Origin of the sequence: Acidovorax sp. JMULE5 (genome assembly GCF_013376875.1) — a bacterium.
Lineage (GTDB): Bacteria > Pseudomonadota > Gammaproteobacteria > Burkholderiales > Burkholderiaceae_C > Acidovorax > Acidovorax facilis.
Map to the genome: position 1 here is coordinate 657,077 of NZ_CP035951.1, position 16,986 is coordinate 674,062.

Consider the following 16,986-nt stretch of genomic DNA (forward strand, 5'->3'; position numbering starts at 1 on the left):
CTTTTTGCCTGCCCGCCCCTGCGGTTCAGTTAACACTCCCCATGACAGCAGCACCCGCAAATGCAAAGTGCCACCACCATGGGAAGTCCCGCAACTGCTTCAACCAAACTCAAGCAGTTGGTCTACCAATTACATGGCGCTGAATTCGCCATGGGGGATCTGGCCGGTGCGCAGGGCTTCCGCAGCCTGGGCACGCACGGCAGCGCGGTCAGCGGTGGAGGTGTAGGTCACCACACGCGAACCAGCAGGTTCCTGGCTGCGGGTCTGGGCCACGGTAGCGGCTTCAGCGGCCACTTCAGCGCGGGTGCGGTTCGTTTCGAACTTCAGGGCGAATTGCGAGCTGTCGGCTTCGTCAGCCTGGGCGCCAAAAGAAGCGAAAGCGGCAACAGCAGCGACGGAGAGGAAACGGGCGGTCTTGTTCATGATGAAAATCCTTGAAGGTTAAAAAGCGTCTCAAAAAAGCCGGGTCAAAAACCATTCCTGAACCGGGTTCGGTGAGTCGCCTTGCGGATTCGGCTCATCGATGGGATGAACTGTACGCCGATGGTGTTCACGGAAAAACTACCTGGTCGCAAACTAACTGTTCCAGTATTGAGAACAATCCTTCCATCCTCCCGCGCTCCCGGGTGATCTTTCAGGGCTCGAATTCTGCTGGAAAAAACTGTATATTCATACAGTATCAAATCACAGGAGTAGCAGTGCCATGCAAGTCATCGAATCCACTTTCGTCGTCAACCTCCGCGACTATCCCGAGGAGCTTCCGCCCAAAGAGCGCATTGCCGCAGAAACCCGGTACGCCAGGGCCCTGGAAAAGCAGCTTGGCGGCCCTGAACAGGTAGCGGCTGCGCTGGACACCATGCAGAGCCTGGAGGAGTCGCCCCCCGAGGTGGTGTCCCCTGGCGATCTCACTTTGCTCAAGGCCTGGGGCAAGGCCAGCGTGGCAGCCCGGCAGGCCGGGTTCCGGGATTTGGGGGAAGGCGAGGGCGCGTACTTTGAAGTACGGCTGGTCTGAGAGGCTGAGAGTCCTTTATCCATGCCCGCCTTGCACGCCAATACGCCCCGGCTCGTCGTTACAAATGCTCGCCATAGCCTGAGCTATGGCTGTGCTTTGCGCCTAGATCCGAGGCGTATTTGCGCGCCTTTCGAGCCCGGCTAAAAAACTCTCAGCCTCTGAGCCTGAAAGCCCGCAGCACGCAATAGTGCTGACCGAGCCGCCGTGCAGGCGCGTGCTGGGTGTGAGGGCCGGGTCGCCCCGGTGCTTGCGCAACCGCCGTGTGGGCAGATACTGTGTGTACATTGCATTCCCTGCACCCTCAACGCCGGAGACACCACCCCATGACCCTGCCGCTTCACCCCCTGGACCCTGACCTGTTTGCCCGCGCATTGCCGCTGCTGGACGAAGAGTGGCTGACCCGCGACCCTGAACTGGCCCCCGTGCTGCCCACGGTGCTGGCGCGCAATGTGGGGCAGGACTGGCACAAGGCGGGCACGTTTCGCCACCACCTGGTGGGCGTGACGCGCACGCTGACGGTGTGGCAGCAGCCGCGCGATGTGCGCCTGCTGGGGCTGCTGCACAGCGTGTATGGCAATGCCTTTGTGGACCTGGTGAAGTTCGACCCCGCCAAGGAGCGCGCCCGGGTGCGCGAGATCGCGGGCGAGTCGGCAGAGCACCTGGTGTATTTGTTCTGTACCCAGTCGCGCACGCAGTTTGTGCAGAAGGTGCTGGCCCATGCGCTAGAGGCGGACGGCAGTCTGGTGCTGCAAAAAGACGGGCAGGACCACGTGCTCACACCCTACGAGGTGGCGGCTTTCATCATTGTGAGCATGGCCGACACCATCGAGCAGTGGTTCAGCTGGCAGGACGATATCTTCTCGCGCTTTCCGGACGTGCAGCACCGCAGCCAGAAGGCGCACTGGGCCGCGTCGCTCTGGCCCGGGCCCATGCGGCCGTCGGGGCGCATGGTGCACCAGATCAATGGCCTGGCCAAGGCGCTGCAGCACCCGGGCCTGAAGGATGTGCTGCCCATGCCGCCCGTGTTTGCTCACTGCTCGCAGTACCTGTCTGCGGCCAACGAAGCGGCGGCCACGTCGCTGTACTGGTCGGTCATCCAGCAAGACCAGCCGCTGGTGGACCTGGACGTGGCCACGGGCGTGCTGGAAAGCGCCGTCCGCCACAACCCGTGGGTGGGCGAGCCGCAGATGGTGCTGGCGCAGTTGTATTTGTCTGCCGGCCGCAAGGACGACGCCAAGGCCGCTGCAGAGAGCGCGCTGCACCTGTTCAGCGCCTGGGGCAATGCCTGGGACAAACGCGTGCAGTGGGACGCCTGGGTGGCCTGGACGCGCATCTTGCTGCAGGGCGCGACGGTGGAGGGCACCTGGCCCGAGCGGCTGGACAAGCTGAACAACGTGGCGCTGCGGGGTTGACTTGGAACATCCCCCTGAGTGGCTGCGCCACTTCCCCCTTCTCTCGAATCGCTGCGCGATTCGGGAAGGGGGACGCAGCCCTCGCTGCGGGGTGGCCCTTGCTCGGCTGCCCTCGCCGGGCGCGCGCCAGTCTCATGAGGTGGGGGTGAGGTGCACGGGTCTTGTCTTCTTATTCGAATGGGTTTTAATGAAATAAAAACTTATTCGTTCCTGTTTTATCGGGAAAACCCTAGGATGCGAGCCATCTCTTTACGAAAGGTTTTCCCTGTGAACAACAACAAGCGCCTTCTCCTGCAATCCGCCCTGGCCCTGGCCGCTGCTGCCGCTTTCTCGTCCGGCGCCATGGCCCAGGACAAGCCCATCAAGGTGGGCGTGACCGGTGGCCCCCACGCGCAGATCTTTGAGCAGGTGAAGAAGGTTGCCGAGAAGGACGGCCTCAAGATCCAGATCATCGAGTTCAGCGACTACGTGCAGCCCAATGCTGCGCTGGCTGCGGGCGACCTGGATGCCAACAGCTACCAGCACAAGCCTTACCTGGACGCACAAGTGGCAGACCGTGGCTACAAGCTGGTGTCGGTGGGCTACACCGTTAACTTCCCCATCGGCCTGTATTCCAAGAAGGTCAAGAAACTGGAAGACCTGAAGGAAGGCGCCAAGTTCGGCATCCCCAACGATCCCACCAACGGTGGCCGCGTGCTGCTGGTGCTGCAGGACAACGGCCTGATCAAGCTGCGTGACGGCGCGGGCCTGAAAGCCACGCCGCTGGACGTGGTGAGCAACCCCAAGAAGCTCAAGTTTGTCGAACTCGACGCGGCCCAGCTCCCCCGTTCGCTCGACGACCTGGACGCCTCGGCCATCAACACCAACTTTGCGCTGTCGGCCGGCCTGAACCCTGGCAAGGACGCGATTGCGCAAGAAAACGCCAAGAGCCCCTACGTCAACCTGATCGCCGTGCGCGAGGCCGACAAGGACAAGCCCTGGGTGGCCAAGCTGGTGAAGGCCTACCACTCGGAAGAGGTGAAGAAGTTCATCCAGACCGAATTCAAGGGCTCGGTGCTGCCAGGGTTTTAAGGCCTCACGCTGAGCGCACCCTGTGATGGGTGGGCGCTGCGGTGCCCTGGTTTGACTTTCTCCCGCGAGGGGAGCGGGAGCCCAACAGCGCTGTCGAAGAACGGCAAATGTTCAGATTCCATTGGCATCCAGCGCTTGTCCAGCAGGCGCTGGATGCTATTTTTTTGGTAGCTATTGGCTGGCCCAGTGCCCCGGCTGCTTTGAGGGGAAACAGGCGGGCCACGCTTGCGTCCACAATGGGAGGGTTAACGTTCTGTAGCAATTACGCCCAGCACACCCCTTCCACCACGGCCCCCCACCCATGTCCTTCGCGGAACGAATCCTCTCAGCGGTCTGGTTGAGCGCAGCCACGCTGTTGTTCGCCGCGTCGCTGTGGGTGCCGGACGTCAGCGTGCGGGTGTTTCTGGACAACGCCTCGTGGACGCTGGCGTTTGGGCTGTCGGCCTTCTGGGCCTGGCGCGGCTGGGTGCAGGCGCCGCCCACCGACCGCACGCTGCACGCCGGTCTGCTGGCCTTTGCCCTGCTGGTGGCTGTGGGGCAGATGGTGTGGAACGTGCAGGTGGCGCTGGACTGGAACCCGTTCCCCGCGCCTGCCGACCTGTTCTTTCTGGCCGGGGGCCCGCTGTGGGCGGCCACCGTCATCCGCGCCACGTTTGCCCGCCTCTCGCGTGACCGCGCCTACCCGGCGGCGCTGGACTTTGGCGGTGCCGTGCTGGCGCTGCTGGCCTTCACCCTGGTGATTTATCTGCCCTCGGGCGGGGTGGGGTCGGCGGCGGTGGGTACGGTTCTGGTGCTGTACCCGGCAGGGTTCCTCACGGCGGCGGGAGTCACGGCGCTGGCCATTCCTACCGTGGGGGTGCGGGTGGCGCGCTCGCACCTGCTGGTCTTGATGGGCCTGCTCGGCTATGGCCTGAGCTGGATGCAGTGGAACCTGATGGTGATCAGCAGCACGGTGGAGCCGGGTGTCTGGTTCAACGCCAGCTTCAGCCTGTCGGCGCTCGCCCTGGGTTGGGGCGCGCGCTGGCTGCGCTTTGAGATGTCGGTGGATGCCGACTACCGCCGCCAATGTGACCGGGCCATGAACTATGTGCCGCTGGTGTCGATGACGCTGGCGGCCATCACCCTGGTGCTGCTGTTTGTCGCGCCCGACGGGCGTGCCGGGGTGCAGGCGCTCATCTTGGTGTGCTGCCTGCTGGTGCTGCTGCTGGCCGCACTGCGCCAGACCATTGTGGTCAGCCTGCTCAACCGCCTGCGCACGGCCGAGGCCGCCGTGCTGCGCAACGAAGAGCAGCTGTACCGGGTGGCGCACTTTGACGCGCTCACCGGCCTGCCCAACCGCCGCTACTTTGAAGACGCGCTGGAGCGCGCCGTGGCCGAGGCCGCGCGCGACACGCAGGGCACCAACCGCCGTGTGGCGCTGCTGCTGATCGACCTGGACCACTTCAAGAGCGTGAACGAAACATACGGCCACCGCGTGGGCGATGCGCTGCTGAGTGAGGTGGCCCAGCGCATCACCCAGCTGCTGGCAGGGCAGGGCCTGGTGTCGCGGCTGGCCAATGACCAGTTCACCGTGATGCTGCTGCGCCCCGCCTCGCGCACCGAGCTGGCGCAACTGGCCGCATCGCTGGTTGAAGGGCTGGGGAGGCCCTGGGAGCTGTCGGAGGTGGGTGCGCAGCACATGGGTGCCAGCCTGGGCATCAGCCTGTACCCGGACGACTCTGCCAACAGTGTGGAGCTGGTGCGCCACGCGCATTCGGCGCTGCACGCCACCAAAAGCGCAGGGCGCGGCTCGTACCGTTTCTACATCGAGGAGTTCACGCAGATCACGCGCAGTCGGCTGGAGCTGCGCCGCCGCCTGCACAGCGCGCTGCAGGGTGGCGAGTTCACGCTGGTGTACCAACCCCAGCTCAACCAGCAGCGCCATACGGTGGGCGCCGAGGCGCTGCTGCGCTGGTCGGTAGACGGCAAGGCGGTGCCACCGGACGAGTTCATTCCGCTGGCCGAGGAGAGCGGGCTCATCGTGCCGATGGGCCTGTGGGTGTTCGACACCGCCTGCCGCCAGGTGGCGCATTGGCGCGCCGAGGGCTGGCAGGTGCCGGTGGTGTCGGTCAATGTCTCCACCATCCAGCTGCGCGAGCCAGGGTTCACCCAAACCTTGCTGGGAGTCACCCAGCGCGCGGGGGTGGCGCCTGCGGACCTGGTGCTGGAGATCACCGAGTCGCAGTTGCTGGACGAATCGCTCTACGCCATTGCGCTCGACCTGAAAAACGCGGGTTTTGCGCTGTCGATCGACGACTTTGGCACCGGGCACTCGTCGCTCATCAAGCTCAAGCGCCTGCCAGTGGGTGAGCTGAAGATCGACAAGGTGTTTGTGCGCGACATCGCGGTGGATGTGAACGACCGCGAGATCTGCGCCACCATCAATGCGCTGGCCCGCACGCTGGGCCTTTCGGTGGTGGCAGAAGGGGTGGAGACCGAGGAGCAGTTGCAGCTTTTGATCAAGATGGGCTGCGAGCGTTTTCAGGGCTGGCTGTTTGCCCCGGCACTGCCGCCGGAGCAACTGGCCCGGCAGTGGCTGCAGCGGCAGTCGACAAGCCGCACAACCGTCTGAATGCGGATCTGCTATTCAATTTATAGCTATTAGCGCTTGTCTAATAAGCGCTGGAGTCACTTTTCAGCATAAAAAACCCGGCATGGAGCCGGGTTTTTCAATGTTGGCGGGGACTGGTGTCCTGAGCTGGAAGTTCGTTGATGACATGAATTTCCAACTCAGGACACTAGGGATCCTCTGCACGAATCGAGCGGTAAGTGTGCGCTGCGGATCGGGAGGGGCTGCCAGGCGCAAAACCTCGCAATAGCTGTAGCTATTGCGAGGTTTTGCAACACCGCAGACCACCCGAGTCCGCAGATGCACACGGTGCGGTGATTCGTGCAGAGGGTCCCCAGGGCCCTGCAGTTGCCGTTCAGGCCGCTTGCGCTACGCTGGCCTGGTTGGCTGCGGCGCCGGTGTGGTTGGTGATTTCCACTTCGGCGGAAGCCAGGGCTGCGGCCTTGGCATCAGGGCCCATGGCCACGCCTTCAGCGCGCACAAACCGCACGTCGGTGATGCCGAAGAAGCCGAACACCACCTTCAGGTAGCTCTCCTGGTGCTCCATGGCCTGGCCGCCTTCGCTGGTGGAATACACGCCACCCCGGGTAGAGGCCACGATCACAGTCTTGCCTTTGGCCAGGCCTTCGGGCCCGTTGGCGGTGTACTGGAACGTGCGGCCGGGTTGGGCAAGCCGGTCGATCCAGGCCTTGAGCTGGGTGGGAATGCTGAAGTTGTAGAGCGGTGCGCCAATCACCACCACGTCGGCTGCCAGAAACTGGCTGACCAGTTGCTCGGACACCGCGTTCTCGCGCTTTTGCGCTTCGCTCAAGCCTTCGGTCTGGCCGGTGCGCGGAGTCATTGCGTCCATGGTGAAGTGTGCGGGGGTGTTGGCTACCAGGTCGAGGTAGGTCACCTCGGTGGCTGGATGGCTGGCTTTGTAGGCGGCCACGATCTGTGCCGTGAGCTGTCGCGAAACGGAGTTGGCACCGGTGATGGCGGAATCGACGTGAAGCAGTTGCATGAAAAACTCCTGGGGGTTCTGTGGATGGAGCCACAGCGTGTGGCCATGGGATGAATTGTGGTTGTTCATCCGTTTGTTGATAAGGTGGTTAATTTGAGATAGATTGTTCCATCCATCGAATGAATCGCGCGTGGCTACAACCCGCACTTCCACCATGCAAGACCTCAATGACATGCTGTATTTCGCCGAAGTGGTGGAGCGCGGTGGCTTTGCCGCTGCGGGCCGTGCCCTCGGCATCCCCAAGTCGCGCCTGTCGCGGCGCGTGTCCGACCTGGAGGCGCAGCTGGGTGTGCGTCTGCTGCAGCGCACCACCCGCAAGCTGTCGCTGACCGAAGTGGGCGAGGCCTACTTGCGCCATTGCCAGGCCATGCGCGAGTCGGCCCAGGCTGCTGCCGACACTGTGGCCCAGGTGCAGACCACACCGCGTGGCACCATCCGCGTGAGTTGCCCGGTGACGCTGGCGCAGACCGTGGTGGCCGAGCTGATGCCCCGGTTTCTCGCCCAGTACCCCGAGGTGCGTATCGACATGCTGGTGAGCAACCGCGCGGTCAACCTGGTGGAGGAGGGCATCGACGTGGCGCTTCGCGTGCGCCCCTCGGTGGACGACAGCGGCAGCATGGTCGTCAAGCGGCTGGACCACACCACGCAGATCCTGGTGGCCAGCCCCGAGCTGCTGATCCGCCAGGGCACGCCAAAGACGCTGGACGATCTGGCCAAGCTTGACAGCATTGCCATGTCGGCACCCGAGGGCCGGTCCATCTGGAATCTCATCGGCCCTGGCGGCGTGCACCAGATGGTGCAGCACACGCCGCGCTATGTGGCCGATGACCTGCTCACGCTCAAATACGCCGCCGTGGCGGGCACCGGCGTGTGCTGGATGCCCGACTACATGTGCCAGGAAGAAATGCGCGAGCGCAAGCTGGTGCGGGTGCTGCCTGACTGGGCGCCCGCGCCCGCCATCGTGCATGCGGTGTTCCCCTCGCGCAGGGGGCTGTCGCCCGCCGTGCGGCGGTTTCTGGACTACCTGGGCGAGGCCATGCCCGGGCGCAGCAGCCTGAGCACGCGGCAGGCCCTGCAGGGGCTCGACGGCGCGAATATCTGAGTTGCTCAGCGCAAAGACTGCGCTTGTGCACGGGTTCAATGGGCGGCACGCTTTTTGGCCCCACAATGCAACGAATTGCAACTGTGCGGGCTGCCCCGTCCCTGTGTTCAGCACACGCGGCGGCCCGGGGATTTTTTGTGACTGCTCCACACCCCATCGACCAAGACATCCGGCAGGCCCGTGTGCACCCCGCCGTGCGGGCCATCGTGGTCCCGCCGTGCCCCGAATCGTTGCTGCGCCTACAGCAGATCATGGCCGAGCCCGAGCTGGACTCGGCGACCCTGGAACAATTGGCTTCCTCCGACGTGGCCCTGGCCGCTGCCGTCATGCGGCTGGCCAACAGCCCGCTGTATGGCCTGGCCCAGCCGGTGCAGACCGTGGGCATGGCGCTCACAGTGCTGGGGCTGCAGCCTGCGGTGCAACTGCTGTCGGCCTTCATCACGCGCAACGCGCTGCAGGTGCGGTCGCCGCTGCTGGAGCATTTCTGGGAAAGCTCGCAGCGCCGCGCCATCGCCTGCGAACACATCGGCCACCAGCTCTACAGCTTTGACCCGGGCCTGGGCTACAGCTTCGGTCTGTTCTGCCATGTGGGCATGCCGGTGTTGGTGAAGGCGGTGCGCGGCTATGCTGGCACCGTGACCGAGGCCCTGGCGCGCAAGGACCGCACCTTCACCCAGACCGAAAACGCCAGCCACCGCACCGACCACGCCGTGATGGGCGCCATCGTCGCGCGCACCTGGCACCTGCCAGGCGACGTAGCGCAAGCCATCTGGCTGCACCACGACTTTGCCTGCCTCGATGACGAGCGGTTTGACCCTACCGTACGCCACTTGGTGGCCCTGGGCCTGCTGGCCGAGTTTCTGGTCAACCAGCACGACAACCTGCCGCCCACGCGCGAATGGCAGCAGCATGGGCAGGCCTGCATGGACCACCTGCACGTAACGCAGGACGAGCTGGACCACTGGATCGACGCGCTGCATCCGGCGTTTGAGGCGGTGCGGTTCTGATCCAGGTTCGCGCTGGATCCGTCAGAAACGATCGGGTTGAGCCCTTCAACGGGCTCCGGACAGTTCTGTAGAAGCCGCTATCGGCGCACCGCTTCAAGCTGGTCGGCAAGGCGTGTGTTTCCCTGCTGCCGGGCCAGCTGCGCCGCGTTCAGGCCTTCGCGGTCTACCAGCGCGGGGTTGGCGCCCAGCGCCAGAAGCTTCTGGACCGTGGCGGTTTGGCCGTGCATGCCAGCCAGCATCAGTGCCGTTCTGCCCACTCTGTCAGGGGCGTCAACCGGCATGCCCTGGCGTATGAGGTTTTCCACCTGGAGGGTGTTGCCTGCGCGGGCCGCATCGTGCAGATCGAGCGACCTCGGTGCACTGGACGTTGCGTTGGCGGCGGGTGCGGACATGCTTTGAACCGGCGCCGCAGAACGGGCGGATTCGGCAGCGGCACCGGCAGCAGGGGGTGCAGCCGCTTCGCGGGACGGCGGCACCTGCCTGCCCACGGAGGCATCTTGGGCGGTAGAACGCTTGTGCGCCTCAGCGAGAGACTCGGTTGGGGGTGTGGGTGCGGGCCGCGCAGCGAGGGACGGTTCGGCCTCGGTGGGTGGCGATGCTGGAAAGCCGGAGACGCCACCAGCCTGGCCCGGCGCCGCAGGGGCCTCTGCCTCCTGGATGGCGGGGGCTGTTTTGGCCTGTGGTGAGGCGGGTTGGGGCGCGGGTGTCGCGAGTTTTGGCGCGGTGGTTGGGGCCGCCGATGGACGGGCGGGTGCGCGGGCGGCATCGGGCATCGCCGCCGGGGCTGTGGGCTCCGAGCCTTGTTCCGCGGCGGGGACGGTGGATGACGGAGCGGTGGCAGCAGGCGCAGGCATTTCGGCCCGGCGCTGGCCGTAGGCGATTTCTTTCTCTTCGGGCGTCCCGCGCTCGAACTGCATCATCAGCAAACCGGTGAGGCCCACCACGGCCACTGTGGCCAGGGCCGAGATCTTCCAGCGCGGATGGTTGGCGGCGGCGCGGGCAGGGGCGGTGGCCTTGGGCGATGGGGCAGCGGGGGCTGCAGCCGCCGCCAGCATCTGCGCATGGGCACGCACGGCGCCGCGCACATGCGCGCCGGGGCGGGCATCTTCCTGCGCGCTGGCTTCGCGGTACCGCCTCACCAGCTCGTCGTCTGGCGCGCTCATGGTGCAAATTCCTTTAGCTGGGCGCGAAGGCTGGCCCGCGCATAACGCAGGCGGCTCTTGGCGGTTTCAAAGTTGACGCCGGTGGCCTCGGCAATCTCCTGCACGCTCAGGTCGCCTTCGGCCTGCAGCAAAAAGGCTTCGCGCTGCTCCAGGGGCAGCTGCTCAACGGCGGCGATGAGCGCAGCGGCCTGCTCGCGCGACTGTAGTTGCCGCACCGGTCCGAAGCCGGAGTCGGCCATCAGCGTGTCTGCCAGGCTGCGCGCGTCGTCGTCGCTGGCGTCCAGACTGGTGTGGTGTTTGGCGGTGCGCAGGTGGTCCACCAGCCGGTGGTGGGCCAGGGTGAACAACCAGGTGCGAAACCTGGCCTTGACCTCGTAGCGGGCGGCGTTGCGTGCCACGGCAAACCACACGTCCTGCAGCAGGTCGTCCGCCACCGCCTGCACCTTCACGCTGCGAAACACAAACCGCCACACCGCCAGCTCGTGCCGGGCGTAGAGGTGGTCGAATGCGGCCAAGTCGCCGCTGGCGTAGCGCAGCATCAGCGTCTCGTCGGAATCGTCTGCAGGTGTGGGGGAGGGGGCGGCAGGCACCCGCGAATTATGCGAGTCCCTCATGCACCCGCCGGTCCGTGCGCAGCGGGTGCTCTCAAGCCCTACCTTGGGTCGGGAACATAAGACAGGTTGTCCGACTGCGGGAACGCGCGGGGCACATGGGGCCGCGCAATGGGTTCGCGGATCACGCCGCTGGCGATCAGATTCTCGCGACTGTCGTAGCGGATGCTAATGACTTCGTTGGGGCGGTCCTGCATGCGGGTAAAGGTGGTGTGCGACACGATGGACGTCTCGCGCTGGCCATGGGCTGTGCCGAGTTTTGGCGACGGCATGGGCGCCGCCTTGGCCACGCTGTCGGAGGACATCGACCGTGCAGAAGACTCGGCTTCCGAAGCCTGGGCGGGCGCCGCTGCGGCGGGCGCAGCCGGTGCTGCCTGCGGCGAGGGCAGCGTGGGTGCAGGCTCCTCGCGCAGTCGCTCCAGGCTTTCGCCGCTCCCGTTGCTACGCCCATTGCTGCTGTCGCGACGCTGGCTGTAGGGCTCGGGGATGATGGCGGGCGCGGGCAACGGCGGTTGTTCGCGAAACAGCGCCACGCCAATCACGCCCACATGCGCCGGGCGGCCCGTGCGGGCGGCATACGAGTTGGCAATGTGGGAAAACTCGAAGGCCGCCACCTGGCTGTCGCTCTTGCGCCAGCCGGTGATCTGGTAACGCTCATAAGGAGAGAACACATAGCCGCGCTGGTCCCAGGCCGCAGTCTCGCCGCTGAGCACATTCACGCCGTCCACCGAAGGCACGGCCAGCACCCGCTCTCCCAGCCGGTTGCGCACCGTGATGGCATACCGCGCCCCGGGCCGCCCTGCCACCCAGTATTCGCCCCGGGCGTAGTGCACCGGCAGCGTGGCACCGGTGTCACGGTCCACGATGGTGACATCAGCCAGGCGGCCAATGGCCTGGGCAGGAAGGTGGGCCAGGCCCAGCAATGCCGTCAGGGCGGCGAGGGCGGGCAGGGTGAGCGAACGGGGTTTCATAGCAGCTCCATCAAAAAAAGTGGTGGTGCTGCATGAAACGAACGGGGTGGGTCAATGGGGTTGAGAGGTGCCGAAAAAAATCAAAAATAGTTTTCAGCACCGCATCGCACTCAGGCTTGCGGGCCTACCGTTCGCACTGCGGTCTCACTCAGTGAGCGAGGCGTCGCACGCTGGTGGTGGGCAGGGCATTGCCCCGGTGGCTCGCTGTGGCGCGCGTGCCCATGCCGGCTGCAGCGCTGCCGCCGACCTGGAATACGGCCACCAGCTCCGCCAGCCGCTGGGCTTGCTGGCGCAGGTTCTCGGCGGCTGCAGTGCTTTCGCCCACCAGTGCGCCGTTTTGCTGGGTCATCTGGTCCAGCTGGGTCACGGCCACGTTGACCTGCGATATGCCGTCACTCTGCTCGGCGGCGGCGGTGCTGATCTCGCTGATGATGCCGTTCACGCGCTGCACGCCTTGCACGATCTCGTTCATGGTCTCGCCCGCATTGGCTACGAGCTGGGTGCCTGAGCCCACCTTCTCGACGCTGGACTTGATCAGTGCCTTGATCTCCTTGGCGGCCTCGGCGCTGCGCTGCGCCAGGCTGCGCACCTCGGTGGCCACCACGGCAAAACCACGCCCCTGCTCGCCCGCGCGGGCTGCCTCGACGGCGGCATTGAGCGCCAGGATGTTGGTCTGGAAGGCAATGCCGTCGATCACGCCGATGATGTCGGCGATCTTCTGGCTGCTGTGGTGGATGTCCTGCATGGTGCTCACCACCTGCTGCATCACTTCGCCGCCCTTGGTGGCGGTGCTGGCGGCGGTGGTGGCCAGCGCATTGGCCTGGCGGGCCGAATCAGCGCTTTGGCGCACGGTGGCGGTCAGCTCTTCCATGCTGGCGGCGGTTTGCTCCAGGCTGCTGGCGGCTTGTTCGGTGCGGTTGCCCAGGTTCTGGTTGCCACTGCTGATGTCGTCGCTGGTGGTGCGCAGCTGCGCAATGTTGTCGCGCACAGCCGAAACCAGTTCATGAAAGCGCTGTTGCATGTCGCGCACGGCCACCATCACGCTGCCGGTGTCGCCCGCCTTGACCTGCACGTGCGTCGTCAGGTTGCCTTGCTGGATGGCCTGCACCACGGCGCGCACTTCGCTGGGCTCTGCCCCCAGCTCGCGGCCAATGCTGCGCGATACCAGCACTGTCACCGCCACGCTGATCAGCACGGCCAGCAGGGTGATGGACAGCATCACGCCGGTGAATTGGCTGGCGTCCTGGTTGGCCGTCTGGCTGTTCTTGATGATGCGGCCTTCCTCGTAGTCGATGAGCTTGTTGGCGGCGGCCAGCCATTGCTCGTACTGCGGTTTGGCCTCGGCCCACAGCAGGGCTTCGGCGCCCGCGCGGTCGCCAGCCTGTATCAGTGCAACCACCTTGCTGGTGGTGGCCACCGTGCGTGCTTCGATGTCCTTGAGCGCCTGCACCAGGGGGCCCACTTCGGGTGGGACCTCTTTTGCGGTTTTCAGCACGTTGTCGAGTTGCGTGGCGGACTGGGCATAGAAGTCGGCCAGCCGCGCGATGGATTCAATCTCTTTTTTGCGCGCCTCGTCGTTGGGCGCCAGCACCACATCCCGCACCGCGATGGAGCGGTCGTGGGCCGAACCCCGGAAGTTGATGGCAGCGCGCTGGATGACCGCGTTTTGCGTGGCATTGGCGCTCAATGCGCCATCGATGCCCCGTGCAATGAGCACGCTGTAGACCGACATTCCGAGCAAAGCCACGATGACCAGGCCGAAGCCCGCCATCAGGCGCTGGCTGATTTTCCATGTGTGCATTGAAGGTGCCTCTTGAAGATGTCTTGGGACGACGTTGCCCATACAAACCGCCAGGTGTCCCCGTTGGAGGGGCACGCCATGGCAAGATGTTTGCATTTCGTTACATTGTACTGATTGGTTGCAAATTATACTGTTTGGTTTAATTTATTTACTCGATAGTCAGATTTTGTCTGGGCAGGAGTTGAGGCTTTTTTAGATGTTTTGGCGATTAAATAACAAGAATTAAGTCGTTTGGGTTTTAAGGCGTGGCTCGCAGAATGCCAATGCTGTGACCCCTACCATCTCCATCATCATCGTCCCCGGCTGGCGCGACTCTGGCCCCGGACACTGGCAAAGCCTGTGGGCTGAGCGCCTGCCGAATGCGCGCCGCGTGGTGCAGGACGACTGGATCACGCCCACCCGGACGGCCTGGGTGGGGCAACTGGAAAAGACCGTGTTGGCCGCGCCGAACCCCGTGGTGATCGTGGCGCACAGCCTGGGCTGCATCGCTACCTGTCGCATCCCGGACGATCATATGGTCGCTTGAGAAACAGGTGCGGGTGGGTCTGGTACCACTCTTTCATCGCCTGCATCGGCGTACTGCTCTTGAGCGCTGACTGCGGTAGCTGGTGGTTGTACAACGCCACATAGCGCAACAAGGTCTGCTCCATGTCTTCGCGGCTGTTGAATCGGTGGGTCTTCAGAACGTCCGCAATGCGGCCGTTAAATCGCTCCACCATGCCGTTGGTTCTGGGTGTTCTGGGCTTGGTCAGTCGGTGCTCGATGCCTAACTCCTGGCACAGTTGATCGAATTCATGGTTGCCGCTGGGTTCGCGTTCCCGGCTGGCAAACAGACGGTCCGTGAACTCTTTGCCGTTGTCGGTCAACAGCTTGTTGATCCTGATCGGACAGGCCTTGTGCAACGCCTTGAGGAAGGCCTGTGCACTGGCGGCGGTCTTGTTGGACTTGAGCTGCACAAACACCCAACGCGTGGCCCTATCGATAGCCACGAACAGGTAGCGCCGGCTGCTCTCATCCTGCATCTGGGGCAGGTACTTCACGTCCATGTGCACGTAGCCTGGCTCGTAGCTCTTGAAGGTCTTGTAGGCCAGCGCAGGCTGCTGGGGCTTTAGAGCATTGAGGTTGCCCGCTCCATGGCGGCGCAAGCACCTGTCCAGCCCGGAGCGCGAGACATGGGGACAGATGAACTCCCGTGTCACGGCCAGCAGGTCATCCAAAGGCAGCAGCAAGGTACGCCGCAAGTGAACCACCACTGTTTCTTGTGCTGGCGTAAGCACGGTCTGCAGGTGGTGGGCAGTGTGAGAGCGGTCTGCAAAGACGGAACGCTTCTTCCACTTGTAGACCGTCTGCTCAGTGATCCCAAAGCGCTGGGCCAGGACGCTGGCTGGTTCATCGCTGGCTGCGATCTCGGCACGCACGGCGGGCGTGGTGCGGGCGTTCTTGTGCAGGGCTATCAACATGGCTTCACTCCCTGGGTGGATTGCAAGGACTCTATCAACTCCTTTAGAACCGCTCGCGCCATGAAGAGTGGATAGCGTTTGGAGTCTATGCAATCGTCCGGGATGCGACAGCTACCTCTCATATGGGCCCCGAGGCAGCGGCCCGCGTGTGTGGTGCGCTGCTGGTGGCCCCGGCCGACCCGGAGCGCCGCGCCATCCTGAGCGACTTTGCGCCCGTGCCCTATGCCGCGTTGCCCTATCGCAGCATCGTGGTGGCCAGCAGCAACGACCCGTTTTGCCCCATCCGCCTGGCGGGCGCCTATGCGCGGGCTTGGGGCAGCGAGTTTGTGCGCATGCAGAACGCCGGACACATCAATATCGACTCCGGCCACGGGGAATGGCCTTTGGGCTGGGCATTGCTGCAGTCGCTGGAGGGGAATCACACGGTGCCATCGCAACCCGGTGCGCGGTCGATCATGTCGCCTGCTGCTGTCTGATTGCTATAAATTTAATAGCTTTTTGCGCTTGTCCAGAAAGCGCTGGTGCTCTTTTTTGCTTGAAATTCCGAGTCAGGGGCCGCTGCCGATGGATCAGGCAATGGCCCGACGCGATCCTCTGAAAAATCTATATTCGAAATTGCGATTAATTAACAAAAATATATTCTTTTGAGTTTTAAAGATGCCTCCGCACAATGCGGCATCTCCAGCATCTTTTGGGCGACATCACCATGACTTCCTTGAAACTCAAGACTCTTTTCGCCTCCCTGGCCCTGGCCGCCAGTGGCATGGCCGCCGCACAGAATTCGCTGCTCAACGTGTCGTACGACGTGGCCCGTGAGTTCTACAAGGACTACAACGCCGCCTTTGCCGCGCACTACAAGAAGACCACCGGCCAGGATGTGAAGATCGACCAGTCGCACGCAGGCTCCAGCGCCCAGGCGCGTGCCGTGAACGACGGCCTGGCCGCCGACGTGGTGACCATGAACACGACCACCGACGTGCAGTTCCTGGCCGACAGCGGTGTGGTGGCTAAGGACTGGGCCAAGAAATTCCCGCACGACGCATCGCCCACCACTTCGACCATGCTGTTCCTGGTGCGCAACGGCAACCCCAAGGGCATCAAGGACTGGGAAGACCTCATCAAGCCCGGTGTCCAGGTCATCGTGGTGAACCCCAAGACCGGTGGCAATGGTCGCTATGCCTACTTGGCCGCCTGGGGCGCCGTGCGCGAAAAGGGCGGCACCGAAGCACAGGCTGCCGAGTTCGTGGGCAAGCTCTACAAGAATGTGCCCGTGCTGGCCAAGGGGGGTCGCGATGCCACGGCCACCTTCCTGCAGCGCAACCAGGGCGATGTGCTGATCACCTTCGAGTCCGAAGTGGTCTCCATCGACCGTGAATTCGGCGCGGGCAAGGTCGATGCGATCTACCCCTCGGTGAGTGTGGTGGCCGAGAACCCTGTGGCCGTGGTGGAGCGCACCGTGGCCAAGAAGGGTACGGCCCAGCTGGCCAAAGCCTACCTGGACTACCTGTATTCAGAGGAGGCGCAGGAGATCGCCGCCAAGCACGCCATCCGCCCCCGCTTGGAAAAGGTGCTCAAGAAGCACGAAGCCACCTTCAAGCCGCTCAAGCAGTTCACCGTGGCCAAGTATTTCGGCTCGCTGACCGAAGCGCAGAAGGTGCACTTCAACGACGGCGGACAGTTCGACAAGCTCTACTCGAAGTGAACACCCCCTGAGCCGCTTCGCGGCTTCCCCCCTCTCTCTGCGCGCTGCGCGCTCCGGGAGGGG

14 protein-coding genes and 2 pseudogenes are annotated in these 16,986 nt (G+C 64.1%); 9 read left to right on the top strand and 7 right to left on the bottom strand.

The genetic code is table 11. From position 1 onward, the window contains the following. Positions 1 to 129: 129 nt before the first annotated feature. Positions 130 to 423, bottom strand: coding sequence for a hypothetical protein (locus EXV95_RS03055; RefSeq protein WP_055397528.1), 294 nt, complete (start codon positions 421 to 423; stop codon positions 130 to 132). A 280-nt stretch (positions 424 to 703) separates the two neighbouring features. Between EXV95_RS03055 and EXV95_RS03060 the strand changes: the two genes are divergently transcribed. The 4 genes from EXV95_RS03060 (at position 704) to EXV95_RS03075 (ending at position 6,106) form a co-directional block, all read left to right on the top strand. Further along, the gene (locus tag EXV95_RS03060; RefSeq protein WP_055397526.1) at positions 704 to 1,012 is read left to right on the top strand and encodes a hypothetical protein; all 309 of its coding nucleotides are present in this window, start codon (positions 704 to 706) and stop codon (positions 1,010 to 1,012) included. 323 nt (positions 1,013 to 1,335) lie between these two features. Next, the gene (locus EXV95_RS03065; RefSeq protein WP_121419898.1) at positions 1,336 to 2,424 is read left to right on the top strand and encodes a DUF6817 domain-containing protein; all 1,089 of its coding nucleotides are present in this window, start codon (positions 1,336 to 1,338) and stop codon (positions 2,422 to 2,424) included. Between the two features lie 234 nt (positions 2,425 to 2,658). Next, positions 2,659 to 3,495, top strand: coding sequence for a MetQ/NlpA family ABC transporter substrate-binding protein (locus EXV95_RS03070; protein WP_176885767.1), 837 nt, complete (start codon positions 2,659 to 2,661; stop codon positions 3,493 to 3,495). Positions 3,496 to 3,796: 301 nt separating this feature from the next. Then, the gene (locus tag EXV95_RS03075) at positions 3,797 to 6,106 is read left to right on the top strand and encodes a bifunctional diguanylate cyclase/phosphodiesterase (protein WP_176885768.1); all 2,310 of its coding nucleotides are present in this window, start codon (positions 3,797 to 3,799) and stop codon (positions 6,104 to 6,106) included. Between the two features lie 352 nt (positions 6,107 to 6,458). Here EXV95_RS03075 and EXV95_RS03080 read toward each other — a convergent pair whose 3' ends face one another. Next, the gene (locus tag EXV95_RS03080; RefSeq protein ID WP_121419901.1) at positions 6,459 to 7,106 is read right to left on the bottom strand and encodes an FMN-dependent NADH-azoreductase; all 648 of its coding nucleotides are present in this window, start codon (positions 7,104 to 7,106) and stop codon (positions 6,459 to 6,461) included. Positions 7,107 to 7,260: 154 nt separating this feature from the next. Here EXV95_RS03080 and EXV95_RS03085 point away from each other — a divergent pair, with 154 nt between their 5' ends. Together EXV95_RS03085 and EXV95_RS03090 are read left to right on the top strand one after the other, a co-directional pair. Continuing rightward, a complete protein-coding gene (locus EXV95_RS03085; RefSeq protein WP_055397516.1) occupies positions 7,261 to 8,208 on the top strand; it encodes a LysR family transcriptional regulator in 948 nt (315 codons plus the stop codon). A 137-nt stretch (positions 8,209 to 8,345) separates the two neighbouring features. Beyond that, positions 8,346 to 9,215 carry an HDOD domain-containing protein gene (locus tag EXV95_RS03090; protein WP_176885769.1) on the top strand — a complete coding sequence of 290 codons (870 nt, stop codon included), beginning with the start codon at positions 8,346 to 8,348 and terminating at the stop codon, positions 9,213 to 9,215. Between the two features lie 77 nt (positions 9,216 to 9,292). Here the strand turns inward: EXV95_RS03090 and EXV95_RS03095 are convergent, their stop codons facing one another. The 4 genes from EXV95_RS03095 to EXV95_RS03110 form a co-directional block, all read right to left on the bottom strand. Further along, a complete protein-coding gene (locus EXV95_RS03095) occupies positions 9,293 to 10,378 on the bottom strand; it encodes an ankyrin repeat domain-containing protein (protein ID WP_176885770.1) in 1,086 nt (361 codons plus the stop codon). Next, positions 10,375 to 10,992, bottom strand: a complete 618-nt coding sequence (locus EXV95_RS03100) for a sigma-70 family RNA polymerase sigma factor (RefSeq protein WP_370460178.1) — start codon at positions 10,990 to 10,992, stop codon at positions 10,375 to 10,377. Before EXV95_RS03100 ends, EXV95_RS03095 begins: the two co-directional genes overlap by 4 nt. A gap of 38 nt (positions 10,993 to 11,030) precedes the next feature. After that, entirely contained in the window at positions 11,031 to 11,960 is a 930-nt protein-coding gene (locus tag EXV95_RS03105; RefSeq protein WP_176885771.1) for a hypothetical protein, read from the bottom strand. A gap of 148 nt (positions 11,961 to 12,108) precedes the next feature. Further along, a complete protein-coding gene (locus EXV95_RS03110; protein WP_176885772.1) occupies positions 12,109 to 13,761 on the bottom strand; it encodes a methyl-accepting chemotaxis protein in 1,653 nt (550 codons plus the stop codon). A 280-nt stretch (positions 13,762 to 14,041) separates the two neighbouring features. Between EXV95_RS03110 and EXV95_RS03115 the strand changes: the two are divergent. After that, a pseudogene (locus EXV95_RS03115) lies at positions 14,042 to 14,263 on the top strand (RBBP9/YdeN family alpha/beta hydrolase); the annotation flags it as partial. On the opposite strand, the gene EXV95_RS03120 reads toward EXV95_RS03115, so the two are convergent. Next, positions 14,250 to 15,221, bottom strand: a complete 972-nt coding sequence (locus tag EXV95_RS03120) for an IS481 family transposase (protein ID WP_176885773.1) — start codon at positions 15,219 to 15,221, stop codon at positions 14,250 to 14,252. The pseudogene EXV95_RS03115 and the gene EXV95_RS03120 overlap by 14 nt on opposite strands. Positions 15,222 to 15,331: 110 nt before the next feature. Between EXV95_RS03120 and EXV95_RS03125 the strand changes: the two are divergent. Then, a pseudogene (locus tag EXV95_RS03125) lies at positions 15,332 to 15,697 on the top strand (RBBP9/YdeN family alpha/beta hydrolase); the annotation flags it as partial. Between the two features lie 230 nt (positions 15,698 to 15,927). Continuing rightward, a complete protein-coding gene (locus tag EXV95_RS03130; protein ID WP_176885774.1) occupies positions 15,928 to 16,923 on the top strand; it encodes a sulfate ABC transporter substrate-binding protein in 996 nt (331 codons plus the stop codon). Positions 16,924 to 16,986: the final 63 nt, after the last annotated feature.

Coding starts and splice junctions, on each gene's coding strand:
- EXV95_RS03055 (WP_055397528.1), bottom strand. CDS start 423: ATGAACAAGACCGCCCGTTTCCTCTCCGTCGCTGCTGTTGCCGCTTTC.
- EXV95_RS03060 (WP_055397526.1), top strand. CDS start 704: ATGCAAGTCATCGAATCCACTTTCGTCGTCAACCTCCGCGACTATCCC.
- EXV95_RS03065 (WP_121419898.1), top strand. CDS start 1,336: ATGACCCTGCCGCTTCACCCCCTGGACCCTGACCTGTTTGCCCGCGCA.
- EXV95_RS03070 (WP_176885767.1), top strand. CDS start 2,659: ATGCGAGCCATCTCTTTACGAAAGGTTTTCCCTGTGAACAACAACAAG.
- EXV95_RS03075 (WP_176885768.1), top strand. CDS start 3,797: ATGTCCTTCGCGGAACGAATCCTCTCAGCGGTCTGGTTGAGCGCAGCC.
- EXV95_RS03080 (WP_121419901.1), bottom strand. CDS start 7,106: ATGCAACTGCTTCACGTCGATTCCGCCATCACCGGTGCCAACTCCGTT.
- EXV95_RS03085 (WP_055397516.1), top strand. CDS start 7,261: ATGCAAGACCTCAATGACATGCTGTATTTCGCCGAAGTGGTGGAGCGC.
- EXV95_RS03095 (WP_176885770.1), bottom strand. CDS start 10,378: ATGAGCGCGCCAGACGACGAGCTGGTGAGGCGGTACCGCGAAGCCAGC.
- EXV95_RS03100 (WP_370460178.1), bottom strand. CDS start 10,992: ATGAGGGACTCGCATAATTCGCGGGTGCCTGCCGCCCCCTCCCCCACA.
- EXV95_RS03105 (WP_176885771.1), bottom strand. CDS start 11,960: ATGAAACCCCGTTCGCTCACCCTGCCCGCCCTCGCCGCCCTGACGGCA.
- EXV95_RS03110 (WP_176885772.1), bottom strand. CDS start 13,761: ATGCACACATGGAAAATCAGCCAGCGCCTGATGGCGGGCTTCGGCCTG.
- EXV95_RS03120 (WP_176885773.1), bottom strand. CDS start 15,221: ATGTTGATAGCCCTGCACAAGAACGCCCGCACCACGCCCGCCGTGCGT.
- EXV95_RS03130 (WP_176885774.1), top strand. CDS start 15,928: ATGACTTCCTTGAAACTCAAGACTCTTTTCGCCTCCCTGGCCCTGGCC.